This is a genomic window from Actinomadura rubrobrunea NBRC 15275 (assembly GCF_001552235.1).
Taxonomy (GTDB): Bacteria; Actinomycetota; Actinomycetes; order Streptosporangiales; family Streptosporangiaceae; genus Spirillospora; species Spirillospora viridilutea.
Map to the genome: position 1 here is coordinate 26,021 of NZ_BCQU01000002.1, position 24,888 is coordinate 50,908.

General features: G+C 74.3%; 20 protein-coding genes and 1 pseudogene. 8 read left to right on the forward strand and 13 right to left on the reverse strand.

What is annotated here, in order from left to right:
- Positions 1-328 precede the first annotated feature (328 nt).
- Entirely contained in the window at positions 329-2,596 is a 2,268-nt protein-coding gene (glgB, locus tag AR3_RS00880) for a 1,4-alpha-glucan branching protein GlgB (RefSeq protein ID WP_067906937.1), read from the forward strand.
- A 52-nt stretch (positions 2,597-2,648) separates the two neighbouring features.
- Here glgB and AR3_RS00885 read toward each other — a convergent pair whose 3' ends face one another.
- Positions 2,649-3,518, reverse strand: a complete 870-nt coding sequence (locus tag AR3_RS00885; protein ID WP_067906939.1) for an NUDIX hydrolase — start codon at positions 3,516-3,518, stop codon at positions 2,649-2,651.
- 103 nt (positions 3,519-3,621) lie between these two features.
- Here AR3_RS00885 and sppA point away from each other — a divergent pair, with 103 nt between their 5' ends.
- Positions 3,622-5,325, forward strand: a complete 1,704-nt coding sequence (sppA, locus tag AR3_RS00890; RefSeq protein ID WP_067906941.1) for a signal peptide peptidase SppA — start codon at positions 3,622-3,624, stop codon at positions 5,323-5,325.
- A gap of 8 nt (positions 5,326-5,333) precedes the next feature.
- On the forward strand, positions 5,334-5,819 hold the full coding sequence (locus tag AR3_RS00895) for a flavin reductase family protein (protein ID WP_067906943.1): 486 nt from the start codon (positions 5,334-5,336) through the stop codon (positions 5,817-5,819).
- Positions 5,820-5,885: 66 nt separating this feature from the next.
- On the opposite strand, the gene hutI is transcribed toward AR3_RS00895, so the two are convergent.
- The 5 genes from hutI to hutH all read right to left on the reverse strand — a co-directional run bounded on the left by hutI (position 5,886) and on the right by hutH (position 12,974).
- Complete coding sequence (gene hutI / locus AR3_RS00900) at positions 5,886-7,055, reverse strand: imidazolonepropionase (protein ID WP_067906945.1); 1,170 nt, start codon at positions 7,053-7,055, stop codon at positions 5,886-5,888.
- A gap of 84 nt (positions 7,056-7,139) precedes the next feature.
- The gene (locus tag AR3_RS00905; RefSeq protein ID WP_067906947.1) at positions 7,140-8,483 is read right to left on the reverse strand and encodes a formimidoylglutamate deiminase; all 1,344 of its coding nucleotides are present in this window, start codon (positions 8,481-8,483) and stop codon (positions 7,140-7,142) included.
- A gap of 10 nt (positions 8,484-8,493) precedes the next feature.
- The gene (locus AR3_RS00910) at positions 8,494-9,675 is read right to left on the reverse strand and encodes an allantoate amidohydrolase (RefSeq protein WP_067907098.1); all 1,182 of its coding nucleotides are present in this window, start codon (positions 9,673-9,675) and stop codon (positions 8,494-8,496) included.
- Between the two features lie 44 nt (positions 9,676-9,719).
- Positions 9,720-11,402 carry a urocanate hydratase gene (gene hutU, locus AR3_RS00915; RefSeq protein ID WP_067906949.1) on the reverse strand — a complete coding sequence of 561 codons (1,683 nt, stop codon included), beginning with the start codon at positions 11,400-11,402 and terminating at the stop codon, positions 9,720-9,722.
- A gap of 27 nt (positions 11,403-11,429) precedes the next feature.
- A complete protein-coding gene (hutH, locus tag AR3_RS00920) occupies positions 11,430-12,974 on the reverse strand; it encodes a histidine ammonia-lyase (protein ID WP_067906951.1) in 1,545 nt (514 codons plus the stop codon).
- 112 nt (positions 12,975-13,086) lie between these two features.
- Here hutH and AR3_RS00925 point away from each other — a divergent pair, with 112 nt between their 5' ends.
- Positions 13,087-13,863, forward strand: coding sequence for an IclR family transcriptional regulator (locus AR3_RS00925; protein ID WP_067906953.1), 777 nt, complete (start codon positions 13,087-13,089; stop codon positions 13,861-13,863).
- Here the strand turns inward: AR3_RS00925 and AR3_RS00930 are convergent.
- From AR3_RS00930 to AR3_RS00945, 4 genes and pseudogenes are all read right to left on the reverse strand, one after another.
- Positions 13,860-14,771, reverse strand: a complete 912-nt coding sequence (locus AR3_RS00930; protein ID WP_106258620.1) for an ABC transporter substrate-binding protein — start codon at positions 14,769-14,771, stop codon at positions 13,860-13,862. The two genes, AR3_RS00925 and AR3_RS00930, sit on opposite strands and share 4 nt — an antisense overlap.
- Positions 14,768-15,553 carry an ABC transporter permease gene (locus AR3_RS00935; RefSeq protein WP_083950819.1) on the reverse strand — a complete coding sequence of 262 codons (786 nt, stop codon included), beginning with the start codon at positions 15,551-15,553 and terminating at the stop codon, positions 14,768-14,770. Before AR3_RS00935 ends, AR3_RS00930 begins: the two co-directional genes overlap by 4 nt.
- Entirely contained in the window at positions 15,550-16,314 is a 765-nt protein-coding gene (locus AR3_RS00940) for an ABC transporter permease (RefSeq protein ID WP_067906955.1), read from the reverse strand. Before AR3_RS00940 ends, AR3_RS00935 begins: the two co-directional genes overlap by 4 nt.
- Before the next feature lie 140 nt (positions 16,315-16,454).
- A pseudogene (locus tag AR3_RS00945) lies at positions 16,455-17,201 on the reverse strand (ABC transporter ATP-binding protein); the annotation flags it as partial.
- A gap of 213 nt (positions 17,202-17,414) precedes the next feature.
- Between AR3_RS00945 and AR3_RS00950 the strand changes: the two are divergent.
- Positions 17,415-18,896 (forward strand): aromatic amino acid ammonia-lyase, encoded by a 1,482-nt coding sequence (locus AR3_RS00950; protein ID WP_083950808.1) that lies wholly within the window; start codon positions 17,415-17,417, stop codon positions 18,894-18,896.
- Between the two features lie 86 nt (positions 18,897-18,982).
- Here the strand turns inward: AR3_RS00950 and AR3_RS00955 are convergent, their stop codons facing one another.
- Positions 18,983-19,960 (reverse strand): LacI family DNA-binding transcriptional regulator, encoded by a 978-nt coding sequence (locus AR3_RS00955; protein ID WP_245637843.1) that lies wholly within the window; start codon positions 19,958-19,960, stop codon positions 18,983-18,985.
- 164 nt (positions 19,961-20,124) lie between these two features.
- On the opposite strand from AR3_RS00955, the gene AR3_RS00960 reads away from it, so the two are divergent.
- Positions 20,125-21,018, forward strand: a complete 894-nt coding sequence (locus AR3_RS00960) for an amidohydrolase family protein (protein WP_067906961.1) — start codon at positions 20,125-20,127, stop codon at positions 21,016-21,018.
- A gap of 4 nt (positions 21,019-21,022) precedes the next feature.
- Positions 21,023-21,565, forward strand: coding sequence for a cysteine dioxygenase (locus AR3_RS00965; RefSeq protein WP_067906963.1), 543 nt, complete (start codon positions 21,023-21,025; stop codon positions 21,563-21,565).
- A 269-nt stretch (positions 21,566-21,834) separates the two neighbouring features.
- Here the strand turns inward: AR3_RS00965 and AR3_RS00970 are convergent, their stop codons facing one another.
- On the reverse strand, positions 21,835-22,968 hold the full coding sequence (locus AR3_RS00970; protein WP_067906965.1) for an acyltransferase family protein: 1,134 nt from the start codon (positions 22,966-22,968) through the stop codon (positions 21,835-21,837).
- A gap of 148 nt (positions 22,969-23,116) precedes the next feature.
- On the opposite strand from AR3_RS00970, the gene AR3_RS00975 reads away from it, so the two are divergent.
- Positions 23,117-23,875 carry an SGNH/GDSL hydrolase family protein gene (locus AR3_RS00975; RefSeq protein WP_067906967.1) on the forward strand — a complete coding sequence of 253 codons (759 nt, stop codon included), beginning with the start codon at positions 23,117-23,119 and terminating at the stop codon, positions 23,873-23,875.
- 61 nt (positions 23,876-23,936) lie between these two features.
- Here AR3_RS00975 and egtD read toward each other — a convergent pair whose 3' ends face one another.
- The gene (egtD, locus tag AR3_RS00980; protein WP_067907104.1) at positions 23,937-24,887 is read right to left on the reverse strand and encodes an L-histidine N(alpha)-methyltransferase; all 951 of its coding nucleotides are present in this window, start codon (positions 24,885-24,887) and stop codon (positions 23,937-23,939) included.
- Between the last annotated feature and the right edge of the window lies 1 nt (position 24,888).

Here is a 24,888-nt window from a genome sequence, read left to right on the forward strand (position 1 = left end):
CGGAACCGACCGTGGCGACAGATACTTCTGTCGCCGAAGTTATGTCGGGGACGCGGCCCTCCGGTGATCCGTGACCGCGGCCGTCGGGCCGGGGCCGACGTGCGGCCGTCACCGGGGGCGGACGGACGTGACCGCACGGTCGGCACATGACCACATCGGCGCGACCCCCAACGAACAGGTGTGCCGCCGTGCGGTCGCACACGCGGCCGTCCTTTTTCGGCCGCCGACCTCGCCGTCGGCGGACGGAGTGCAATCGGCGGGTGAAGGACGCCGCCTCGGGGGCAGTCCTACGGTGTGGACGACCCTGCACGGAGGAGGCCCTGAGCCCATGGCACGGGTGACGCGCGCGGAGATCGACAGGCTGGTCGGCGGCGACCATCATGATCCGCACAGCGTCCTCGGCGCGCATCCTTGGCGCGACGGGGTCACCGTGCGGGCGCTGCGCCCCCTGGCCGAACGCGTCGAGGTCGTCCTCCCCGACGGCGCCCGGTACCGGATGCGCCACCACCACGAGGGCGTCTTCACGGTCACGCTGCCGCCCGAGGCGTCGCTGTCCGGCAGGGACGACGAGGCGCCGCAGGCGGTCCCCGACTACCGGCTGGCGGTGACCTACCGCGACGGCGTCGAGCTGATCCAGGACGACCCGTACCGGCACCTGCCCACCCTCGGCGAACTCGATCTGCATCTGATCGGCGAGGGGCGGCACGAGGAGCTGTGGCGGGCGCTGGGCGCGCGCGTCCGCACCTACACCTCGGCGTTCGGCCCGGTCGCCGGCACGTCCTTCGCGGCGTGGGCGCCCAACGCCAGGGGCGTGCGCGTCATCGGGGACTTCAACCACTGGGACGGACGCGCGCACCCCATGCGCTCACTCGGCTCGACCGGGGTGTGGGAGCTGTACATCCCTGGTGTGGGCGACGGCACCGTCTACAAGTACGAGATCCTGGGCGCCGACGGGCAGTGGCACGCCAAGGCGGACCCCATGGCAAGGGCGACCGAGCATCCCCCGGCGACCGGGTCCCGCGTGTTCACCTCGTCCTATGAATGGGGCGACGGCGAGTGGATGGCCCGCCGCAAGGACCGCTCCTGGGTGAACGAGCCGATGAGCGTGTACGAGGTGCACCTCGGCTCGTGGCGGCCCGGCCTGAGTTACAGCGAGCTGGCTGAGGAGCTCACCGCCTACGTCACGGAGATGGGCTTCACGCACGTGGAGTTCATGCCGGTGGCCGAGCACCCCTACGGCCCGTCATGGGGGTACCAGGTCACGTCGTACTACGCGCCGAGTGCGCGCTTCGGCGACCCCGACGAGTTCCGTCACCTCGTGGACAGGCTGCACCAGGCGGGCGTCGGCGTCATCGTCGACTGGGTGCCCGCGCACTTCCCCCGCGACGAGTGGGCGCTGGCGAGGTTCGACGGCACGGCCCTGTACGAGCACGCGGATCCCCGGCGGGGCGAACACCCCGACTGGGGCACCCTGGTGTTCGACTACGGCCGCGCCGAGGTGCGCAACTTCCTGGTGGCGAACGCCTGCTACTGGATGGAGGAGTTCCACGTCGACGGCCTTCGGGTGGACGCGGTGGCGTCCATGCTCTACCTGGACTACTCACGGGGCGAGGGCGAGTGGACGCCCAACGTCTACGGCGGCCGGGAGAACCTGGAGGCCATCTCGTTCCTGCAGGAGATGAACGCCACCGTCTACAAGCGCTACCCCGGCGTCATGACGATCGCCGAGGAGTCCACGGCCTGGCCCGGCGTCACCCACCCCACCCACCTCGGCGGCCTCGGGTTCGGGTTCAAGTGGAACATGGGCTGGATGCACGACACGCTGACGTACATCCGGCACGAGCCGATCTTCCGCGGCTACCACCACGGCGACATCACCTTCTCCATGGTGTACGCGTTCTCGGAGAACTACGTGCTGCCGCTGTCGCACGACGAGGTGGTGCACGGCAAGGGGTCGCTGCTCGGCAAGATGCCCGGCGACACCTGGCAGAAGTTCGCGGGGCTGCGCGCGCTGCTGGCGTACATGTGGTCGCACCCGGGCAAGCAGCTGCTGTTCATGGGCGGGGAGTTCGGGCAGGGCGCCGAGTGGTCCGAGTCGCGCGCGCTGGACTGGTGGCTGCTGGACAACGCCGTCGAGGGCGCCGACCACCTGGGCGTGCAGCGGCTCGTCCGCGACCTCAACCGCGTCTACCGCGACCAGCCCGCCCTGTGGACGCTGGACAACGATCCCGACGGGTTCCGCTGGATCGACGCCAACGACGCCACCGGGAACTGCCTGTCGTACCTGCGCCACGCGGTGCCGCCGGACGCCCTGGCCGACGCCGCCTCCGGCGGGCGGCCGCCCGTCGTCGCGTGCGTGATCAACTTCTCGGGCGTCCCGCACGAGGACTACCGGCTCGGCCTGCCGATCGCGGGCGGCTGGCGCGAGGTCGTCAACACCGACGCCTACGAGTACGGCGGCAGCGGCGTGGGCAACCTGGGCCGCGTGGAGGCCGTCGAGCAGCCCTGGCACGCCCAGCCCTGCTCGGCCGCGCTGCGCGTCCCGCCCCTGGGCGCGCTGTGGCTCGTCCCCGAAGGGACGCCGCGGGGAGAGTGATCATCGAGGAGGTCGACCGGGCGCCGGCGGGCCCGTCGACCCACGCGCCCGTTCACCGGGGCGGCAGGCGGGACAGGAGCCAGCGGGGGCCGGCGACGGAGGCGCCGGCGGCGGTGCAGCGGGCGCGCAGCTCGCGGTCGGCGGTGACGACGAGATAGGTGGCGTCGGGCTGCGGGTCGGTGACCAGGTCGACGATGTGGTCGTCGCCGCTGCCGGACGCGGCCTCCACGCGCACCCCGTCGCCGGGCTGCTCGGCGACGCGGCGGGCGGCGCCCTCCACCACCAGCACCACCTCGGGGAAGCAGCGCTCGTAGGGCAGCACCCCGTCGGGAAGGCCGGTGAGCCCCTCGCGCAGCACGGCGAGATCGTCCCGCAGCCGGGCGTTGGCGCCCGCGCGGTCCCTCCACCAGCCGTCGGCGCGGGCGCCCACGACGTTCGCCGCGTCCACCACCAGGACGAGCCGGGTGAGCATCGTGCTCAGCAGGGGCCAGGTGCGGGCGAACGGCTTGAACAGCCGCCTGCTCCCCACCTCCTCGACCGGCACCCAGGCGGCCTTGCGGGTCTCCAGCGACGCGGGGCGCACGTCCAGCAGGCGGTCCGCGGAGGCGATCACGGACGCGAAGTCCCAGGACCCGTGGTCGTCGGTGCGCACGCCGTGGACGCGCACGGCCCGCACGTCCAGCGTGCACTCCTCGGCGGTCTCCCGCAGCGCGGCGGCCACCGGGTCCTCGTGGCTGTGCCGTCCGCCGCCGAACATGCCCCACGTCCCGGCGCCGGGGCACCACCACGCCCGCTGCTGCAGCAGCACGCGCAGCCGCCCGTCGCCGGGGTCGCGGTGGAAAAGCAGCAATCCGGCGGCGCCGAACCGCCCCCAGTGCACATGGCCGAGGTCGCAGCGCGCCCACCCGTTGCCGTCTCCCATGATGGCGACGATATCCGTCCCGGTCCGGCCGTCCAGCCGTCCCGGTCCGGCCGATCGGCTTCAGCGGGGCCGGAGCGCGGAGGTCAGCGCATAGGCTGGGCCCATGGTGGATCCCGGCACAGTCGTCAACCTCGTCAAGCAGGCGCGCGATCGGCGCGTCGCACCGCTGGTCCTGGAGCTCGACCTCACCGACGGGCTGGTCGAGACCGCCCCGGCGGACCCCCTGACCGCCGTCCTGTCGATGCGCCGCCTTCACCTGCGGGACGTGCTGGACGGGCTGCGCCGCGCCCGCGGCGACGAGCGGGTCCGCGCCCTGGTGGTCAAGGTGGCCGGCGGCATCGGCCTGGCCAAGGCGCAGGAGCTGCGCGACGCGGTGCGCGCGCTGCGCGAGGCGGGCAAGCTCACCGTCGCCTGGGCCGAGACGTTCGGGGAGGGCGGCCGCGGCTCGGTGCCGTACTACCTGGCCACCGCGTTCGACCGGATCTACCTGCAGCCGACCGGCGAGGTGGGGCTGACCGGCGTGGCGATGGAGGAGCCGTTCCTGGCCGAGGCCCTGGACAAGGCCGGGATCCAGCCGCGCTTCGCCAAGCGGCACGAGTACAAGACCATGGCCAACACCTTCATGGAGAAGGCCTACACGCCCGAGCACCGCGAGTCGTCCGAGCGGCTGGTCGAATCGATCGGCGAGCAGATCGTCGCCGGGGTCGCCGCCGCCCGCGGCCTGCCGCAGGACAAGGTCCGCGACCTGATCGACCGGGCCCCGCTGCTCGCCGACGAGGCCCTGGAGGCGGGGCTGGTCGACCGGCTCGCCTACCGCGACGAGGTGTACGCCGATCTGCGCGCCGAGGTCGGCGCGCAGGCGCAGCTGCGGTACGTGACGCGCTACAACCGGGCGCAGAGCCTGGCGCGGCGGCTGCCGCAGCCGGGGCGGCAGGACGTCGTCGCGCTGATCAACGGGCAGGGGCCGATCCGGCTGGGCCGCAGCGGGCGCGGCGGCCCGCTGCCCGGCCAGGGCGCGGCCATGGGGTCGGACACGATCGGCGCGGCGTTCCGCGCCGCGGTCAAGGACGAGCGGGTCAAGGCGATCGTGTTCCGCGTCAACAGCCCCGGCGGCTCGGCGGTGGCCTCCGACGCGATCTGGCGCGAGGTGGTGCTGGCGCGCAAGGCGGGCAAGCCGGTGATCGTGTCGATGGGCGACGTGGCCGCGTCCGGCGGCTACTACGTCTCCATGGCCGCCGACACGATCGTGGCGCAGCCCGGCACGATCACCGGGTCGATCGGGGTGGTCGTCGGCAAGGCCGTGGTGAACGGGCTGCTGGACCGGCTCGGCATCGCCATGGGCAGCGTCGCCGAGGGCGCGCACGCCCGCATGTTCAGCTCCACCAAGGACTTCAGCGACTCGGAGTGGGAGCGCGTCAACGCCTCCCTGGACCGCATCTACGAGGTCTTCACCGCCAAGGCGGCCGAGGGCCGCGGGCTGTCCCGCGAACGCGTCCACGAGCTGGCCCGCGGCCGGGTGTGGACGGGCGCCGACGCCAAGGAGCACGGCCTGGTGGACGAGCTGGGCGGCCTCGACCTCGCCCTGGACCTGGCCCGCAAGAAGGCGGGCCTGCCCGAGGACGCCCCGGTGCGCACGTTCCCGCACGTGTCGCCGCTGGAGCGGCTGCGTCCGGCCGAGTCCAGCGAGGACCGCACGGCCGCCGCCGCCCGCCTGGACGGCTGGGGGCCGCTGGCCGGCGCCGCCGCCCGCCTGGGCCTGCCCGCCGCCGGGCCGCTCATCCTCCCCGGCGTCTGGGAGATCCGCTGAGCGGCGAGATGAGCGTCACCGCCGCCGACTTCACCGAGGCCGTCGCGGGCTTCGCCACCGGAGTGGTGGTGCTGACCGTCCGCGACGGCCGCGACGACCTGGGCACCACCGTCACCTCGTTCATGTCGGTGTCGCTGGAGCCGCCGATGGTGCTGGCCGGGGTGGGCGCCGCGTCCTATCTGTGCGAGGTCCTGCGGCGCCGGGACCGGTGGGCCGCGACCGTGCTGAGCGCCGGGCAGCGGGCCCTCGCCGGGCGGTTCGCCGCCGCGGGCCGCCCGAGCGCCCGCATCCTGCTGGCGAGCGAACCGCACCACCGCGGCCCCCATTCGGACGCCCTCATCATCGACGACGGGGTGGCCGCTCTCGAATGTGAGACCCGTCAGCGCATCGAGGCGGGCGACCACGTGCTGTTCGTCGCCGAGGTGCTGTCCGCCGACTACATCGCCCGCCGCCGGAGCCCGCTCATCCGGGTCAACCGCCGCTACCTGGGCTAGCCGCGCTCGGCGAGCCCCTTGGCCGCCGGCTCGGCGCGGACGCCCGTGACCGGCTGCCGGGCATGGTCATGCCGGAACGCGCCGTCCCGCCTTCCACACCGCCGCGACCTGCGGCACCCCTGGGCGGTAGGCCAGGTGGACATGGGACGGGGCGTCCAGGAGCAGCACGTCGGCGCGCGCGCCGGGCGCCAGGCGTCCCACGTCGTCGCGGCGCAGCGCCCGCGCGCCGCCCGCGGTGGCCGCCCACACCGCCTCGGCGGGCGTCATGCGCATGTCGCGGACGGCGAGCGCGATGCAGAACGGCATGCTGGAGGTGTAGCAGGAGCCCGGATTGCAGTCGGTGGCCAACGCCACGGTGGCGCCCGCGTCGATGAGCCGCCGCGCGTCGGGGTAGGGCTGGCGGGTGGAGAAGTCGACGCCGGGCAGCAGCGTCGCGACCGTGGCGGACGACGCGAGCGCGTCGACGTCGGCGTCGGTCAGGTGCGTGCAGTGGTCGGCCGACGCGGCGCCGAGTTCGACGGCGAGCCGCACGCCCGGCCCCGGCCTGAGCTGGTTGGCGTGGACGCGGGGGGTGAGGCCCGCCGCGAGCCCCGCCGTGAGCACCTCCCGGGACTGGTCGGCGTCGAACGCGCCTTCCTCGCAGAAGACGTCCACCCAGCGGGCGTGCGGGGCGCAGGCGGCGAGCATCTCGTTCGTCACCAGCCGCACGTACGCGTCGGGGTCGCCCGCGTACTCCGGCGGGACGACGTGGGCGCCGAGGAAGGTCACCTCGTCGGCGATCTCCGCGGCGATGCGCAGGGACCGCTCCTCCTGCTCCACCGACAGCCCGTACCCGGACTTGCACTCCACGGTGGTGGTGCCCTGCCGCGCCATCTCGTCGACGAGCCGGCGCACGTTGGCCCGCAGCTCGTCGTCGGACGCGGCGCGCGTCCTGGCGACGGTCGTGCGGATGCCGCCCGCCGTGTAGGGCCGGCCGCTCATCCGCGCCGCGAACTCCTCGGCCCGCTCCCCCGCGAACACCAGGTGCGCGTGCGAGTCGACGAATCCGGGCAGGACGGCCCGCCCTCGCGCGTCGTGGCGGTCGTCCGCCGCGGGCGCGCGGTCCGCCGGCCCCACCCAGGCGACCGCGTCGCCGTCGATCACGACGGCCGCGTCCCGGAGCAGTCCCAGCGCGCCCTCGCCGAGACCGGGGTCGTTGGTGACCAGCTCGCCGATGTTCGTGATGACGGTGCTCACGCGGCCAGCATCGCACCCGCGGCGGGACGCGTCCGCGACCGGCTCCGACGATCCGTCTCGGATGCGAGACGGACGGGCGGAAGGTCACCCGGTGACGGCGGCGATGGCCTCGTCGAGGGCGGCGGGGACGTCCTCGACGAGCAGGTGGCGGCCGTCGCGGACGATCTCGCGTCCCGACACGACGACGTGGCGGACGTCGGCGGCGGTGGCGGCGAAGACGGCGGCCTCGGCCAGGTGGTCGCGCCCCGCTCCGGCGGTGCGGGGCGAGTCGAGCGCGACCGTCACCAGGTCGGCGTAGGACCCCGGTTCGAGCCGTCCCGCCTCGGGCCAGCCGAGCGCGTAGTGGCCGCTCCAGGTGGCGGCGGCGAGGAGCGCGCCGGCGGTCCAGTGGCCGCGTTCGCGGGTGCGCAGCCGTTCGTCCAGCTCGACGGCGCGGGCCTCCTCGAACAGGTCGATGACCGCGTGCTGGTCGGAGCCCAGGCAGATCGGGGACCCGGCGGCGGCGAGGTCGCGGGCCGGGCCGATGCCGTCGGCGAGGTCGCGTTCGGTGGTGGGGCACATGCACACGCCGGTCATCGTGGCGCCGAGCAGGCCGATGTCCTCGCCGGTGAGGTGGGTGGCGTGCACGGCGACGGTGCGGGCGCCGAGGGCGCCGCACTCGGCGAGCAGGCGCGTGGGGGTCACGCCGTAGGCCTCCCGGCACGCCTCGTTCTCGGCGGGCTGCTCGGACAGGTGGACGTGCAGCGGCGCCCGGCGCCGCCGCGCCCAGTCGGCGACGGCGCCGATCTGCTCGCGGGGCACGGCGCGGACCGAGTGCACGGCGGCGCCGATCCGGGCGTGCCGGTGGTCGGTCTTGCCGGTGCGGTCGCACAGGTCGTCGACGCGCCGCGCCCAGTCCCCGGCGGTGCCGTCGCCGAAGCGCTTCTGCGGCCCCTGCAGCGGCCGCCCGATGCCGCCGGCCAGGTAGCAGGCGTCGAGGAGGGTGATACGGATGCCGGCGTCGGCCGCCGCCGCGATCAGCGCCTCCCCCATCGCGTTGGGATCGTCGTAGGGTTCGCCGCCGGGGCGGTGGTGCACGTAGTGGAACTCGCCGACGCAGCTCACCCCGGCGAGGGCCATCTCGGCGTACACGGCGGTGGCCAGGGCGCGGTAGGTGTCCGGCTCGAGCCGCTCGGCCACCGCGTACATCTGCTCCCGCCAGGTCCAGAACGTTCCGCGCCCGCTCTGCGCGCGCGACCGGAGGGCCCGGTGGAAGGCGTGGGAGTGGGCGTTGGCCAGGCCCGGGAGGGTGAGGCCGGTCAGGCGCCGGGCGTCCGGCGGGGCCGGGACGCCCGGCGTGACGCGGGCGAACCGCTCGCCGTCGGCCTCGATCAGGACGTCGGCGGCCACGTGGTCGCCGAGCCAGGCGAACTCGGCATGCCATCGCATAACGGAATCCCTACCCGCGGGCGAGGTCGGCCAGTACCGCGGCGAGGGCCTCCACGCCGGCCAGGCAGTCGGCCGTCTCGGCGTGCTCGGCGGGGGCGTGCGACACCCCGGTCGGGTTGCGGACGAACAGCATGGCGGTCGGCAGCCGCGCCGCCAGGACGCCCGCGTCGTGCCCCGCCCCGGTGGGCAGCACCGGCGCCCCGCCGAGGGTCCGGACGATGCGGTCGCGCAGGGCGGTGTCGAAGCCGACCACCTCCGTGTAGGACTCCTCGGACAGGTCCACGGCGACGCCGTGGGAGGAGGCCGCGGCGCGGACGGCCTCGTGGACGTCGGCGACCACGCCGCGGACGGCGTCGTCGGACGGGCCCCGCGCGTCCAGCCAGGCCGCGACCGAGGAGGGGACGGCGTTCACCCCGCCCGGCGTCACGTGCACCTTCCCGACGGTGGCGACGGCGTCGCGGCGCGCGGCGGCCTCGCGCGCGGCCAGCACCATGTGCGCGAACGGCAGCATGGGGTCGCGGCGGTCGGCCAGCCGGGTGGTGCCGGCGTGGTTGCCCTCGCCGGTGAAGTCGAACCGCCACCGGCCGTGCGGGATGATCGCGCTGGCCACGCCGACCGGCTCCTGGAGGGCCCGGCCCTGCTCGACGTGCAGTTCGACGAAGCAGCCGACCCGGCCGAGCAGGTCGTCGTCGGGGCCGATCGCGTCGGGGTCGAGGCCGTCGGCGGCGAGCACGTCCGCGAACGTCCGGCCGTCGCCGTCGCGCAGGGCGCGGGCGCGGGACGGGTCGATGGCGCCGGTGAGCAGGCGCGAGCCCAGGCAGGCGACGCCGAACCGCGCGCCCTCCTCTTCGGCGAACACGGCCACGCCGACCGGGCGGCCGATCCGCTCGCCGCGCGCGCGGAGCAGGTCGATCGCGGCCAGCGCGGACACGACGCCGAGCGGCCCGTCGAACGCGCCGCCGCCCGGCACGGAGTCCAGGTGGCTGCCGGTCAGCACCGCCGGCCCCGCGGCGCCGTCCGGCCGCCACCAGGCGAACAGGTTGCCGTTGCGGTCGCGTTCGACGTCCAGGCCGCGGCGCCGCGCCTCGTCCAGGAACCAGGCCCGGCACTCCAGCTCGGGCGGCGTCCAGGCGAAGCGGCGGTAGCCGCCGCCGTCCGGGTCGCGGCCGATCGGCAGCAGCGCCGCCCACATCTCCTCGAAGCGGGCGGCGGCGTCCGTCGCGGTGTCCAACGCCGTCAGCCCTCGCTCATGGGGATGCGGACGTCGCTCATGGGGATGCGGACGCCGCGTTCGGCGGCGACCTGGCGGGCGCGGTCGTAGCCGGCGTCGGCGTGGCGCATGACGCCGGTGCCGGGGTCGTTGGTGAGGACGCGCTCCAGCTTCCGCGCGGCCAGCTCGGTGCCGTCGGCCACGCACACCTGCCCGGCGTGGACGGACCGGCCGATGCCGACGCCGCCGCCGTGGTGGATGGACACCCAGGTGGCGCCGGAGGAGGTGTTGAGCAGGGCGTTCAGCAGCGGCCAGTCGGCGATCGCGTCGGAGCCGTCGGCCATGCCCTCGGTCTCGCGGTACGGGGAGGCCACCGACCCGCAGTCCAGGTGGTCGCGGCCCAGCACGATCGGCGCGCTGATCTCGCCGCGGGCGACCAGGTCGTTGAACACCGCGCCGGCCTTGTCGCGCTCGCCGTAGCCGAGCCAGCAGATCCGCGACGGCAGGCCCTGGAAGTGGACCTTCTCGCCCGCCATGCGGATCCACCGGGTGAGCGGCTCGTTGTCGGGGAACAGCTCGCAGATCGCCCGGTCGGTGCGGGCGATGTCGCGGGGGTCGCCCGACAGCGCCGCCCACCGGAACGGGCCCTTGCCCTCGCAGAACAGCGGGCGGATGTAGGCGGGCACGAACCCGGGGAACGCGAACGCCCGCTCGTACCCGGCCAGCTTGGCCTCGCCGCGGATGGCGTTGCCGTAGTCGAACACCTCGGCGCCCGCGTCCAGGAAGCCGACCATCGCCTCGACGTGCGCGGCCATCGACTCGCGGGCGCGGGCGATGAACCCCTCGCGGTCCTTGTCGCGCTCGGCGGCCCAGTCCTCGAACGCCACGCCGCGCGGCAGGTACTTCAGCGGGTCGTGGGCGCTGGTCTGGTCGGTGACGACGTCGATCGGCGCGCCGCGGCGCAGCAGCTCCGGGACGACGTCGGCGGCGTTGCCCAGCACGCCGATGGACAGCGGCTCGCGCCGGTCGCGCGCCCGCTCGGCGAGGCGCAGCGCCTCGTCGAGGTCGTCCACCCGCATGTCGCAGTAGCGGTGCGCCACGCGCCGGTCGATGCGGGACGGGTCGCACTCGACGCAGATCGCCACGCCGCCGTTCATGGTGACGGCCAGCGGCTGGGCGCCGCCCATGCCGCCGAGCCCGGCGGTCAGCGTGATCGTCCCGGCCAGGGAGCCGCCGAACCGCTTGGCGGCGACGGCCGCGAACGTCTCGTAGGTGCCCTGGAGGATGCCCTGGGTGCCGATGTAGATCCACGACCCGGCGGTCATCTGGCCGAACATGGTGAGGCCGAGCGACTCCAGGCGGCGGAACTCCTCCCAGGTGGCCCACTGCGGCACCAGGTTGGAGTTGGCGATGAGCACGCGCGGCGCCCACTCGTGCGTCCGGAAGATCCCGACCGGCTTGCCGGACTGCACCAGCAGGGTCTCGTCGCCCTCCAGCTCGGTCAGCGACCGGACGATGGCGTCGAAGCAGTCCCAGTCGCGGGCGGCCTTGCCGGACCCGCCGTAGACGACCAGCTCGTCGGGGTGCTCGGCGACCTCCGGGTCGAGGTTGTTCATGAGCATGCGCAGGGCCGCCTCCTGGGGCCAGCCCTTGGCGGCGGTCAGCGCCGTGCCGCGCGGCGCGCGGACGGGGCGGGGACCAGCGGACATCGCGGACACTCCTTCGCGGCGAAGCGGTCAGGACAGCGGGCCGGTGACGGCCTCGGCGGCGGCGATGAGGGCGCCGTCGCGGACGAGCTCGGCGGCGGCGGCGATCTCGGGGGCCAGGTGCCGGTCGGGGCCGGGCGGCGGGACGCGGCGGCGCAGCTCCGCCACGACGGCGCCGGTGGCCGGGCCGGGGCGCAGCGGGGTGCGCAGGTCCAGGGCCCGCGCGGCGGTGAGGATCTCGATGGCCACGACCTGGGCCAGGCCGTCGACGGCGCGGCGCAGCTTGCGCGCGGCGTTCCAGCCCATGGACACGTGGTCCTCCTGCATCGCCGAGCTGGGGATGGAGTCCACGCTGGCGGGCACGGCCAGCCGCTTGAGCTCGGACACGATCGCGGCCTGCGTGTACTGGGCGATCATGTGGCCGGAGTCGACGCCGGGGTCGTCGGCCAGGAACGCCGGGAGCCCGCCGGAGCGGCCCCGGTCGAGCATGCGGTCGGTGCGGCGCTCGGACATCGACGCCACGTCCGCCACCGGGACGGCCAGGAAGTCCAGCACGTACGCGACGGGCGCGCCGTGGAAGTTGCCGTTCGACTCGACCCGCCCGTCCGGCAGCACCACCGGGTTGTCGATGGCGGACGCCAGTTCCCGGGAGGCGACCAGCTCGGCGTGCGCGAGGGTGTCGCGGGCCGCGCCGTGCACCTGCGGGGAGCAGCGCAGCGAGTAGGCGTCCTGGACCCGGGTGCAGTCCGGCCCCCGGTGCGACTCCATGATCTGCGAGTCGGCGAGCAGGGCGCGCAGGTTGGCGGCCGACAGCGCCTGGCCGGGGTGCGGCCGCAGCTCCTGCAGGTCGGCGGCGAAGACGCGGTCGGTGCCCAGCAGCGCCTCGACGCTCATCGCGGCGGCGATGTCGGCGGCCGTCAGCAGGCGGCGCAGGTCGGTGATGGCCAGCACCAGCATGCCGAGCATGCCGTCGGTGCCGTTGATGAGGGCCAGCCCCTCCTTGGCGCCGAGCACGGCGGGCTCGATGCCCGCGTCCGCGAGCGCCTCGGCGGCCGGACGGGCGCGGCCGTCCGCGTCCCGCACCGTGCCCTCGCCGATCAGCGCCAGCGCGACGTGCGACAGCGGCGCCAGGTCGCCGGAGCAGCCGAGGCTGCCGTGCTCGTGCACGACCGGGGTGATGCCCGCGTTGAGCAGCGCGGCGAGGGTCTGCGCCGTGCGCGGCTGCACGCCGGTGCGCCCGGTCGCGAGGGTGCGCAGCCGCAGCAGCATCATGGCCCGGACGACCTCGCGCTCCACTTCCGGGCCCGACCCGGCCGCGTGCGACCGGACGACGTTCACCTGCAGCCGCCGGCGCAGCTCGGGCGGGATGTGCCGGGTCGCCATCGCCCCGAACCCGGTGGACACGCCGTACACGGGCGTGGGCCGGGCCGCCAGTTCCTCGACGTGCGCCCGGGACGCGTCCATCAGCTTCAGCGCCTCGTCCGACAGCGCGACCGCGGCGCCGTCCCGCGCCACGGCCACCACCTGGTCGAACGCCAGCGGTTCCGGGCCGACCTCGACGACCGCGCCCCCCATGCCGATACTCATACCCCCATTGCAACGTGCGGAAGTGCCGCCGTCCCAGGTCCCGGAGGGGCGCTGTGTCTGAGATACGAGACAATGGGCGGCGGGGAAGGAAGGGGGCGCGATGGGCGAGCAGGTCCCCGCCGCGCGGCGGGCCCTGCGCGTGCTGCGGCTGCTGGCGGCGTCCGCCGGCCCGCTCCCCGCGTCCGCGATCGCGCGCCACCTGGACATGCCGCGCTCCAGCACCTACCACCTGCTCGCGGCGATGGCCGAGGACGGGTTCGTGGCCTACCTGCCCGAGGAGCGGCGGTGGGGGCTGGGCGTGGCCGCGTTCGAGATCGGCTCGGCGTACCTGCGGCACGAGCCGCTGGAGCGGCTGGCCCGCCCGCTGCTGCGCCGCCTGGTCGACCGGGTCGGGGAGATCGCCCAGCTCGGCGTGCTGCACGGCGCCGAGACGCTGTACCTGCTCAAGGAGCAGCCGCCGCGGCACGAGACCCTGGTGACCGACGTGGGCGTGCGCATGCCCGCGCAGCTGACCGCCAGCGGCCGGTCCATGCTGGCGCACCTGCCCGCCGCGCAGGTGCGGGCGCTGTTCCCGGGCCCCGCCGCGTTCGTCCACCGGACGGGACGGGGCCCGGGCTCACTGCGCGAGCTGCGCCGCATCCTCGCCGAGGACGCCCGGCGCGGCTGGTCCTACGAGGACGGGTGGATCACCGAGGGGCTGGCGAGCATCGCCGCCTGCGCGTTCGACCACACCGGCCATCCCACGGCGGCGATCACGGTGACGTTCCGGCGGGAGCGCCGCCCCGAGGACGCCTGGCCGCGGCTGGCCGACCGCGTCCGCGCCACCGCCGCCGACCTGACCGCCCGCCTCGGCGGCCGCCCGCCGGGCGGCTCCTAGGCCAGGCCGTTCTTGGAGAGCCAGTCCTTGGCGACGGTCGCCGGGTCGGTCTTGTTCTCCGACATCTCGGCGTTCATCTCCAGCAGCCCTTCGGTGGTGAGCTTGGCCGACACCGCGTTGAGCGCGTCGCGGACGGTGCCGTTCACCTTGGACTTGTAGACGAGCGGCACGACGTTCTGCGCGCCGAACACGTTCTTGGGGTCGGCCAGCGTGACGAAGCCGTTCTTCTTGATGGCCGCGTCGGTGGAGAACAGGTTGGCCGCCTGGATCTGCCCCTTCTTCAGGTTGGCGACGGTGATCGGGCCCGCGGTGTCCAGCGACTTGAACTCCTTGAACTTCAGCCCGTACACCTGCTCCAGGCCGACGATGCCCTGCTTGCGGGTCTTGAACTCCGGCGGGCCGCCGACCACGAAGTCCTTGGCGACCGGCTTGAGGTCCTCGATCGTCGTGAGCTTGTACTTGTCGGCCGTCTCCTTGGTGACCGCCAGCGTGTCCTTGTTCTCGGCCCGCGAGGGGGTGAGGATCTCCAGCTCCGGCGGCAGCTTCCGCTTGAGCGCCGCGGTCACCTCCTCGCTGGAGCTGGCCGGGTCGTTCTTGTCGACGTAGGCCAGCAGCGCCCCGGTGTACTCGGGGAACACCTGGATGCCGCCGTTCTTGACCTGGTTGAAGTAGACCTCGCGGGAGCCGATGCCGAACTTGCGCTCGACCTTGACGCCCTTGGCCTCCAGCGCCTGCGCGTAGATCTCGCCGAGCAGGCCGCTTTCGGGGAAGTCGGCGCCGCCGACGACGATGGCGCCGCCGCCTCCCCCGCCGCCGCTCAGCGGGTCGTCGCCGCCTCCGCCGCCGCAGGCCGTCAGGGCGAGCACGGCGGCGGCCAGCAGCGCCGCACCGCGGATGATCCGGGTCATCGAGAACCTCCCAAAGCCCCCCGCCCTTCGGCGGGGATCGCGTCGGGCGGCGCGCCGCGGGCGCGCCGCTTCGTCCCGGGCCGCGCCCGGCCGCGCTCTGCGGGGCGGACGCCCGGGGAGACGACGGCGCGCTCCAGCACCGCGAACGCCAGCTGGGTGGCGATCGCCAGCACGATCACCAGGATCGCGCCGCCGGCCATGCTGTCGTAGTCCTGCCGGGAATAGCCGTCCACGATGTAGCGCCCGAGCCCGCCGAGCCCCACGTAGGCGGCGATGGTGGCGGTCGAGATGATCTGGATCAGCGCGGTGCGCAGGCCCAGCAGGATCAGCGGCATCGCCACCGGCAGCTCCACCCGGGCCAGCACCTGCCGCCCGGTCATCCCCATGCCCTCGGCCGCGTCCCGCAGCCCCGGCTCGACCTGCTGGATCCCGGCGTAGGCGTTGACCAGGACGGGCGGGATCGCCAGGGCGATCAGCGGGATCAGGATCGGCACCAGGTCGCCGGCCGACGTCATGATCACCGCGAGGATCAGCAGGCCCAGGGTGGGCAGGGCGCGCGCCGCGTTCGCCGACGACATCACCAGGAACCCGGCGGCCGCGGCGGCCCGGCCGCGCCGCAGATGGCCGAGCACCAGGCCGAGCGGCAGCGCGATCGCCACCGTGATCGCGAACGCGAGCAGCGAGTACCACAGGTGCTCCAGGAGCCGGGTCGGGATGCCGTCGGGGCCGGACCAGCGTCCCGGCTCGCCGAACCAGCTCAGCGAGTTCCAGATCACGTTCACGCGGCGCCCCCTTCCCCGGCGGCCGCCCGTCCCGGCGCGGCGGCCTCCCGGGCCGCCGCGCGTCCCCGCCGGCCGCGTCCGGCCCGCTCCCACGGGGTGAGCAGCCGCTGGACGAGCAGCAGGAGCAGGTCCGCCGCCAGCGCCAGCAGGATGATCAGCACGATGGCCACGATGATGGGGGTGGCGAACCCGCCGCCGGGCCACTTCATCCCGGTGACCATGAGCTGGCCCAGCCCGCCGATGCCGATGAGGGCGCCCACGCTGACCAGGCTGATGTTGGCGACGGTGGCGACCCGCAGCCCGGCCATCACCACCGGCAGCGCGAGGGGCAGCTCCACCCGCAGCAGCCGCCGCAGCGGCCGGTAGCCCATGGCCTCGGCGGCCTGGCGGACGTGGCCGGGGACGGACCGCAGCCCGTCCACCACGGCCGGCACCAGCACCGACAGGGTGTACAGCGCCAGCGGCACGATCACCGTCGCGTAGGTGAGCCGGGTGAACGCCACGAAGATCACGAACAGGCCGATGGCGGGCACCGCGTACAGCACGCTGGTGGCGGCCAGCACCACCGGGTAGAGCCGCGACCAGCGCGCGCAGGCCAGCCCGAGGGGCAGCGCGATCAGCAGGCCGAGCAGCACCGGGGTGAACGACAGCACCAGGTGCTCGCGGAACGCCTCGGCGATGACGCCGTCGAGGTTGCGCCCGATCCAGTCCCAGCGGATGAGCGGCTCGCCGTCGGCGGCGGCCGCCGACGGCGCGCTCACCGCTCCGCCGCCGCGGTCCGGCCGTCGCCCTCGGCCGCGGCGTCCCCGGCGCGGTCGGACTCGGACCCGTCGGAGCCGGCGCGGGCCGCGGCCCCGCCGCCGTCGGCGGCGCCGGCGGACTCCTCGGCGTCGAGCTCCTTGAAGAAGCGCAGGCGGCGGATGCCGCGTTCGCCCCCGAGGAAGTCGGTGACGAAGTCGTCGGCGGGCCGGGCCAGCAGCTCGTCGGGGGTGGCGTACTGGGCCAGGACGCCGCCGACCTGGAAGACCGCGATGCGGTGGCCCAGCTTGACCGCCTCGTCGATGTCGTGGGTGACGAACACGATCGTCTTCTCCAGGTCGCGCTGGAGCCGCAGGAACTCCTCCTGGAGCCCGGCCCGCACGATCGGGTCGACGGCGCTGAACGGCTCGTCCATCAGCATGATCGGCGGGTCGGCGGCCAGGGCCCGGGCCACGCCGACCCGCTGCTGCTGGCCGCCCGACAGCTGGGCGGGGTAGCGGCGGGCCAGCGCCGGGTCCAGGCCGACGCGCTCCATCAGCTCGTACGCCCGCGCGCGGGCCTTCTTCTTGTCCCACCCCAGCAGGTACGGGACGGTCGCGATGTTGTCGACGATGGTGCGGTGCGGGAACAGCCCGGCCTGCTGGATGACGTAGCCGATGCCGCGGCGCAGGGTGGCGGGGTCGACGCCGCGCACGTCCCGTCCGTCCACCGTCACGGTGCCCTCGGTGGGCTCGACCATCCGGTTGATCATCCGGAGCGTGGTGGTCTTGCCGCAGCCGGACGGGCCGACCAGCACCGTGATCCGCCCGGCCGGGATCTCCAGGTCGAGGTGGTCGACGGCCACCGTGCCGTCGGGGTAGCGCTTGGTCACGCCCGCAAAGGTGATCAATGGGGTCACGTCCTCGGGGGCGTCGGCTCGACGCCGCGGTGTCCGGTCGGTGTCATCGCGCTGAGGGCGCCTGCCTGCTTCGTCACGCTCTGTCGATTTCCGTCCCTACCTCACGGTAGTCACTCGCGTCCGCTGAAGGCCATGGCCGCGGGTCCGGCCATGCCGTGCACCGAAGCATAACGACCTGAAAAATAAAGAAAGTAGCTTGAGTGCGTGGAAAACAGCCGAATCGTTATCGATGGCACATCTCTGACATGTGCCCAGGTGGCCCGGGCGGCACGCGGCGACGTGACCGTCGCCGTGGCCGAGGCCGGCAGGGAGCGCGCGGCCGCGGCCTGGCGGGTGGCGCAGGAGGTGGCGGCCGCGCAGCCGGTGTACGGCCGCACCACCGGGGTGGGCGCCAACCGCGTCGTGGACGTCGAGTGGGAGGACGCCGACGCGCACGGCCTGCGGCTGCTGCGCAGCCACGCCGCGGGCGCGGGCCCCCTGGTCGCGCCCGAGATCGTCCGGGCGATGCTGACGGTGCGGCTGAACCAGATCGCCGCGGGCGGCTCGGGCGTGGATCCGGGGGTCCTGCAGGCCCTCGCCGACGTGCTCAACCTGGGACTGCTGCCGCCGGTGCCGATGTACGGGGCGATCGGCACCGGGGACCTGACCGCGCTGGCGTCCACGGCGCTGTGCCTGCTGGGCGAGCGGGCCTGGCTCGGCGGCGGAGGCGCGGACGGCGGGACCGAGCGCGGGCCCGGCTTCACGCTGCGCTCGGCGGACGCGCTGGCGTTCATCAGCTCCAACGCCGCCACGCTCGGCGAGGCCGCGCTGGCCGTCACCGATCTGCGCGAGCTGCTGGACGCCTCGATCGTCGTCGCGGCGCTGTCGCTGTTCGCGGTGCGCGGGTCCGAGGAGCCGTACGCCCCGGCCGTGCAGGAGGCGCGCCCGCACCCGGGTCAGCGGCAGGTCGCGGACGCCGTGCGCACGCTGCTGGCCTACGAAGCGCCGGTCCCCGCGCGCATCCAGGACCCGTACGGCTACCGCGCGTTCCCGCAGGTGCACGGCCCGGCCCTGGAGGCCGCCGCGTACGCCGAGGACACCGTCACCCGCGAGATCAACGCCCGGGCCGAGAATCCGCTCGTCGACGTCGCGGGCCGCACGGTCTGGCACAACGGCAACTTCCACACCGCCTACGTGGGGCTGGCCCTGGACTCGGTGCGGGCGGCGCTGTTCCAGACGATGGCGCTGTCGGCCGCCCGTCTCGGCACGCTCGCCGAGCCGTCCTTCACCGGCCTCTCCCCGTTCCAGGCCGCCACCGAGGCGTCCTCGGGGATCATGATCCTGGAGTACGTGGCGCACTCGGCGCTGGCCGACGTCCGCCGCCTCGCCACGCCCGCCGCGCTGGGCAGCGCCGTGCTGTCGCGCGGCGTGGAGGAGCACGCGGGCTTCTCCACGCAGTCGGCCCGGGCCACCACCGACGCGGTCGGCGCGTACCGGATCGGGCTGGGCTGCGAGCTGGTCGCCGCCGTGCGGGCGCTGCGTCTGCAGGGCCGCACCCCCGCCGGCGGCCCGCTCAAGTCGGCGTTCGACATGTCCGCCGCCGTGCTCGACCCGCGCGTCGAGGACCGCCCCCTCGACACCGACATCGCCGCCGCGGCCGACCTGCTGCCGGGTCTGGCCCGCATCCTCCGCCAGGCCGCCGCCTAGCCCCCCGCCGGGCCCGGCCGCCGGGCGTCCGGCGGCGCGCCGGACGCCGGTCCGGGTCCGGTGGTCGGGCCGGGCGGGGCGGTCGGTCATGTCGGAGCGGAGCCGAGGCCGGTGGACTCGCGGACGCGCAGGGCGGGTTCGCAGACGACGCGGCGGACCGGCGAGCGCTCCTCGATGACGTCCACGACGAGGCGGACCGCCGTGTCGACGATGCCGTCGATGTCCCAGTCGACGGTGGTGAGCGGCGGGGTCAGCAGGGCCGACATCGGATGGTTGTCGTAGCCGCACACGGCCACGTCGCCGGGGACGCTCAGGCCGAGCGCGCGCGTCGCCGCGTACACCCCGTAGGCGATCACGTCGGAGAAGCAGAACACCGCCGAGGGGCGGTGCGGCTCGGCCAGCATCCGCCGCGCCGTCTCGGTGGCCTCGGCCAGGGACTGCGGCGCGACGACCACGTCGACCTGCAGGGCGAGCCGTTCGGCCTCGGCGTTGACGTGCACGTCGGCGGGGCGGTCCGGGGTGCTGGAGAGGGTGGGCGTGAGCACCGCGATGCGGCGGTGCCCGAGCGCGCGCAGATGCTCCAGCGCCAGCGTGACGCCCCGCCGGTTGTCGAACACCACCTCGCCCTGGGAGTTGCCGCCCGCCAGCGCGTCGCCGATCGACACCACGGGCAGCGACTCGGCCAGCTCGGCCCACAGCGACGCGGACGGGTCCAGCGGCTGGACGATCAGCCCGTCCACGCGCTGGTCGCGCAGCCGCCGGGCCAGCGCCAGCTCGCGCTCGGGGTCGCCGACGGCGTCGACGATGAGCGCGTAGCGGTCGCGGGCCAGCAGGGCCCGGCCGATGCCCACGGCCAGGGACTGCTGCCAGTAGTCCTCCAGCGACCCGCACAGCAGGCCGACCATGCCGGTGCGGCCGCTGGCCAGGGCGCGGGCGATCGGATGCGCCTCGTAGCCGAGCTCCTCGGCCGCCGCGCGCACCCGCTCCTGGGTCTCCTCGGACGTCTGGATGCCGCGCAGCGCGTACGAGACGGCCGCAGGCGACAGCCCCGTCGCCTGCGCCACTTCTCGGATGGTCGCGCGCTTGCGCCTGTCGGGCACACCCCAACCCTAGAGGGCGCCGCCGACAGTCCGGAGACCCGACTTGACGCGCGTCCTCCTGAACCGGTTCACTGAATCGGTTCACTGATACGGTTCAGCAGCCGTCGACAGCGCCTGGGGGGAGCCGCATGCCCGGTGTGGACGTGCACCAGCACCTGTGGGGCGCCCCTCTCATCGAGGCGCTCCGCGCCCGCCGCACTCCGCCCCGCCTCGACGGATGGACGCTTCACCTGCACGGAGAGCCGCCGTACGAGGTCGACCCCGCCGACCACGACCCGTCCCGCCGCGCCGAGCTCGCCGCCGCCGACGGACTCGATATCGCTTTGGTCTCACTGTCCTCACCGCTGGGTATCGAATGGCTGCCCCCGGAGCAGGCCCGGCCGCTGCTGGACGCCTACCACGAGGGCGCCGCGGCGCTGCCCGCGCCGTTCCGCGCCTGGGCGGCCGCATGCGTGCGGGAGATCGACGCGGACGCGCTCGCCCGCGACCTCGACCGCGGCTTCGTCGGCCTCCAGCTGCCCGCCGACGCCCTGGCCGACGCCGCCGGCTACGCGCGCTGCGCGCCCCTGCTGGACGTTCTGGAGCGACGCGGCCTGCCCCTGTTCGTCCACCCCGGCCCCGCCCCGCGGCCGGACGGCGACGTCCCGGCATGGTGGACGGCCCTCGTGCCCTACGTGCAGCAGATGCACGCCGCCTGGTTCGCGTTCCGCGCGTTCGGCCGTCCGCGCCATCCGCGCCTGCGAGTGTGCTTCGCCCTGCTGGCCGGGCTCGCCCCCGTGCACGGTGAACGCCTGGCCGCGAGGGGCGGCGGCAGGGGCGAGGTGGACCCGGACGCCTTCGTCGAGACCTCCTCCTACGGACCGCGCGCCGTGGACGCCGTCGTCCGCGCACTCGGGGTCGACGTCGTCGTGCACGGCTCTGACCGCCCCTACGCGCGTCCCACGGACCTCATGCAAGGGGACGCCGCACACCACGCCTTTCGTGTCACCAACCCGTACCGCCTATTGGATGGAAAGGAGTGAACCAATGCCGTCTGAGGCACTGCTGACCCCCACTTCCCCCGGTGCCTCGTCCTGTCTGGCGACCCTGCCCGCCAGGACGCTCGACAAGCGTGAGCTGCGCGAGCTGGTCGACGCTCTGGCGCAGGAGCCCGAACTGTGGCAGCAGCACGTCGCCTTCTCCGACGACAAGCGGCATTACGCCTCGCTCCACCGCGACGAGTACGTCGACATCTGGCTGCTCTGCTGGACCCCGCAAAACGACACCGGTTGGCACGACCACGACATCTCGTCGGGGGCGGTACGGGTCGTGTCGGGCGCCCTTGAGGAATGCAACCCGCGGATCGGGGGCGACCACGTCCGCACGGTCGTCACCGAAGGACAGTCGTTCTGCTTCGGCCCCGACCACATCCACCGGATCGTGGGCGTGGCCGAGACCAGCGTGTCCATTCACGCGTACTCGCCGCCGTTGTGGCGGCTCGGCCAGTACTCCATCGACAAGGACGGCGTGCTGCGCCGCGTGTCCGTCAGCTACGCCGACGAACTGCGTCCTCTGGACCTTCCCGCCTGAGCACCCCGCCTGAGCCGCGTCGCTCAGAACGTCGCTCAGAACGTCGTCCAGAACGTCGCCCTGAACATTGGCGGGCGGGCCGCCCGATCCCCGCTCACCGTCGGACGGTCCGCCCCTGCCTCTCCCAGCGTCGGAATGGCCGGTGACGTCACACCCCGCGTCCACGAAATCGTCCGCCGCGTCGCGGAGGCGCAGCCGTGACTGCCTCCGGCCTGCGAAGACGCAGCCCTCCGGACGAGAGAAGCCGCAGGCCTGGCCGCCCCGTCCGTTCACCCCATCGGCGTGGACCGGCCGGCGGTGCCGACGAGGTCGGTGTCCGCCGGGCGCGAAGCCGAGGCGGTGCGCCCGGTCCGCTCCCGGGTCGACGTGCGCAACGGAACGAGCGCCTCACGCAGCCGGCGGCGCAGCCACCTCTGCGCGGGCCGCTCGACCAGCCGGTACACCGCGAAGGCCGCCAGCAGGGACGCGGCGGTGACGAGCGCGAGGGCCGTCCAGCGGTCCAGGGACGGGTAGACCCGCTCCAGGAGCGGCAGCGCGATCTGCGAGTGCATCAGGTACAGCGGGTAGGTGAGCGCGCCCAGCACGGTCAGGCCGCGCCAGCGCAGCCAGGCCAGCTTCCCGGTGGCCACCAGGATCATGACGAGGAAGATCCCGCCGACGGCGGCCGCCGCCGCGACCTCGTCGGCGCCCTTGAACGCGACGTCGGTGCGCCAGGCGGCCCAGTGCGCGGCCAGCAGCCACGCCGCCGCCACGTACCCCCACAGCAGCAGGGTCGGCCCGAACCGGTGGATCAGATAGAGCGCCATGCCCGCGATGAAGTACGGGCTCCACGTCGGCACCAGCATGACCTGCAGGAACCGGTTCTCCGCCTCGTCGGCGAACACCCCGCACAGCAGCCACGCGGCCATGAACGCCAGGCAGGACCGGTAGGTGATGCCCTTGGCGGCCAGCAGCGCCACCAGGAAGTAGAAGTGCAGCTCGATCCAGAGCGTCCAGTAGACGGCGTCCACGTTGTCCAGGCCCAGGCCGGACTGGAGCATGGTCAGGTTGGGGACGACCAGCCCGGGCACGCCCTTGCCCAGGCCGAACACCAGGTGGACGGCCCCGCCGAACAGCACGCTGAACCAGTAGGCGGGCATCAGCCGGGCCACTCGTGAGATCCCGAACTCGCCGGGCCCGCGGTCCCAGGCGCTCATCAGGATGACGAAGCCGCTGATCATGAAGAAGAGGTCGACGCCCAGATAGCCGTACCGGGTGACCTGGCCCAGGGCGGGGAACACGTCCCGCGCCGGCTCCGGCCACGGGCCCGAGCCGCCGAATCCGGTGAAGTGGTACAGCAGCACCGCCATGGCCGCGGCGAAGCGCAGCAGATCGAGTTCCCGCAGCCGGTCGCGTCGATTCACGCGCGGTAAGGCTGGCGCCGGCGGATGGCGGTTCCGCGTCGCGCGCGTGAGCCGCCGATGAACGCCACATGTCCGAAAAGACCGCTACGCCGGAGGTGACGTTCTCAGTAGTATTCGTTCCGTCCCCCGGAGAAATGGTGGTCACTTCATGACTTCTCGCCGCGCCCGCCGCGGCGCGGCGATCGCCACGCTGTGCCTCGGCGCCCTGCTGACCTCGGGCTGTGGCGCGTTCTCCGAGCCCGCCCGGTCGAGCACCGCGACCTCGCCCGCCGCCTCGCCGTCGGTCGCGCCGCGCGCCCCGGTGGTGATGTTCCTGGGCGACAGCTACACGGTCGGAGAGCGCGGCAGCCTCGTCGAGACCACGTACGCCTCGGCGACCGCGCGGCTGCTGGGCTGGCAGGTGATCGTCGGCGGCCGCGCCGGCACCGGGTTCGTGCAGGGCGGCTCCGCCAAGACGCCGTTCGGGACCATGTTCGAAAGCCAGCTCGGCTGGCGTCCGGCGCCCGACCTGCTGATCGTCTCCGGCGGGCACAACGACGCGCGGCTGCCCAGGGCGCAGGTCGGCCCGGCCGCCCGCGACCTGCTGACCCGGGCGCGGCAGCGCTGGCCGGGCACCCGCATCGTGCTGATCGGGCCGCTGTGGGGCAACGACACCCCGCCGCCCGCCGCGCTCGCGGTGCGGGACCAGCTGCGCGGCGTGGCCGCGCAGCTGAAGGTGCCGTTCATCGACCCGATCGCCGAGCGGTGGATCACCGGGAACCGCAACGCCGGCACCGGCAACGCCGCCGTGTTCATCCAGAAGGACGGCGTGCACCCGACGGTGGAGGGCCACCGCTACATCGCCGTCCGCCTGGTGGAGGCCCTGCGGCGCCTGCACCTGGCGGCCCCCTCGCGGGCCACCGCCTGACCGCCGCCCGTCGCACGGGCGGTCATACGGCACGGTCATACAGCACAGTCACACGGCACGGTCACACGGGCCGGGCGAGGGACAGGGAGAAGTCGCCCGCGGGGTCGGTCCAGAACTCGGCGATGGACAGCCCCGCGGCGCCCAGCTCGGCCTCCAGGCGCTCCCTGCGGAACTTGGCGGAGATCTCGGTGCGCATCTCCTCCCCCGCCGCGAACGACACCTCCAGGTCCAGCCCGCCGATCCGGACGGCCTGGTCGCGGGTCGAGCGCAGCCGCATCTCGATCCACTCCTCCTCCGCGTCCCACAGCGCGACGTGCGCGAAGGCGTCGGGGTCGAAGTCGGCGTCCAGCTCCCGGTTGATGACGCGCAGCACGTTGCGGTTGAACTCGGCGGTGACCCCGGCCGCGTCGTCGTAGGCGCGCAGGAGGCGCGCGGGGTCCTTGACCAGGTCGGCGCCGAGCAGCAGCGCGTCGCCGTCGCCCATGCCCGCGCGCAGGCGGCCGAGGAAGCCGACGCGGGCGGCCGAGGCCATGTTGCCGATCGTCCCGCCCAGGAACGCGATCAGCCGTCGCCGTCCGCCCGGCAGCAGGTGCAGGTGCTGCTCGTAGTCGGCGACGACGGCGCGCACCGCCAGGCCCGGGTGGTCGGCGGCGATCCGCGCGGCGGCCTCGGCGAGGAAGTCGCCGCTGACGTCCACTGGGACGTAGGAGCGCAGCGTGCCGTTGAGCGCGCCCAGCAGCAGCCGGGTCTTCTCCCCCGATCCGGCGCCCAGCTCCAGCAGCGTCTCCGCGCCGGTGGCGGCGGCGATGTCGGACGCGCGGGCGGTGAGGATCTCCCGTTCGCGGCGGGTCGGGTAGTACTCGTCCAGCCGGGTGATCTCCTCGAACAGGGCGCTGCCCCGCTCGTCGTAGAACCACTTGGGCGGCAGCGTCTTGGGCGTCGCCGTCAGCCCGTCGCGCACGTCGCGGCGGAGCGACTTGGCCAGGTCGTCGGCGGTCAGGAACCGGTCCACG

Excerpts from the sequence above, each read along its gene's own strand:
- AR3_RS00905 (WP_067906947.1), bottom strand. The coding sequence starts at position 8,483 with ATGCGATGGCATGCCGAGTTCGCCTGGCTCGGCGACCACGTGGCCGCC.
- AR3_RS00975 (WP_067906967.1), top strand. The coding sequence starts at position 23,117 with ATGACTTCTCGCCGCGCCCGCCGCGGCGCGGCGATCGCCACGCTGTGC.
- glgB (WP_067906937.1), top strand. The coding sequence starts at position 329 with ATGGCACGGGTGACGCGCGCGGAGATCGACAGGCTGGTCGGCGGCGAC.
- AR3_RS00930 (WP_106258620.1), bottom strand. The coding sequence starts at position 14,771 with ATGACCCGGATCATCCGCGGTGCGGCGCTGCTGGCCGCCGCCGTGCTC.
- hutH (WP_067906951.1), bottom strand. The coding sequence starts at position 12,974 with ATGGGGGGCGCGGTCGTCGAGGTCGGCCCGGAACCGCTGGCGTTCGAC.
- AR3_RS00965 (WP_067906963.1), top strand. The coding sequence starts at position 21,023 with ATGCCGTCTGAGGCACTGCTGACCCCCACTTCCCCCGGTGCCTCGTCC.
- AR3_RS00925 (WP_067906953.1), top strand. The coding sequence starts at position 13,087 with ATGGGCGAGCAGGTCCCCGCCGCGCGGCGGGCCCTGCGCGTGCTGCGG.
- sppA (WP_067906941.1), top strand. The coding sequence starts at position 3,622 with ATGGTGGATCCCGGCACAGTCGTCAACCTCGTCAAGCAGGCGCGCGAT.
- AR3_RS00895 (WP_067906943.1), top strand. The coding sequence starts at position 5,334 with ATGAGCGTCACCGCCGCCGACTTCACCGAGGCCGTCGCGGGCTTCGCC.
- AR3_RS00910 (WP_067907098.1), bottom strand. The coding sequence starts at position 9,675 with ATGTGGGCGGCGCTGCTGCCGATCGGCCGCGACCCGGACGGCGGCGGC.
- AR3_RS00885 (WP_067906939.1), bottom strand. The coding sequence starts at position 3,518 with ATGGGAGACGGCAACGGGTGGGCGCGCTGCGACCTCGGCCATGTGCAC.
- AR3_RS00960 (WP_067906961.1), top strand. The coding sequence starts at position 20,125 with ATGCCCGGTGTGGACGTGCACCAGCACCTGTGGGGCGCCCCTCTCATC.
- hutU (WP_067906949.1), bottom strand. The coding sequence starts at position 11,402 with ATGTCCGCTGGTCCCCGCCCCGTCCGCGCGCCGCGCGGCACGGCGCTG.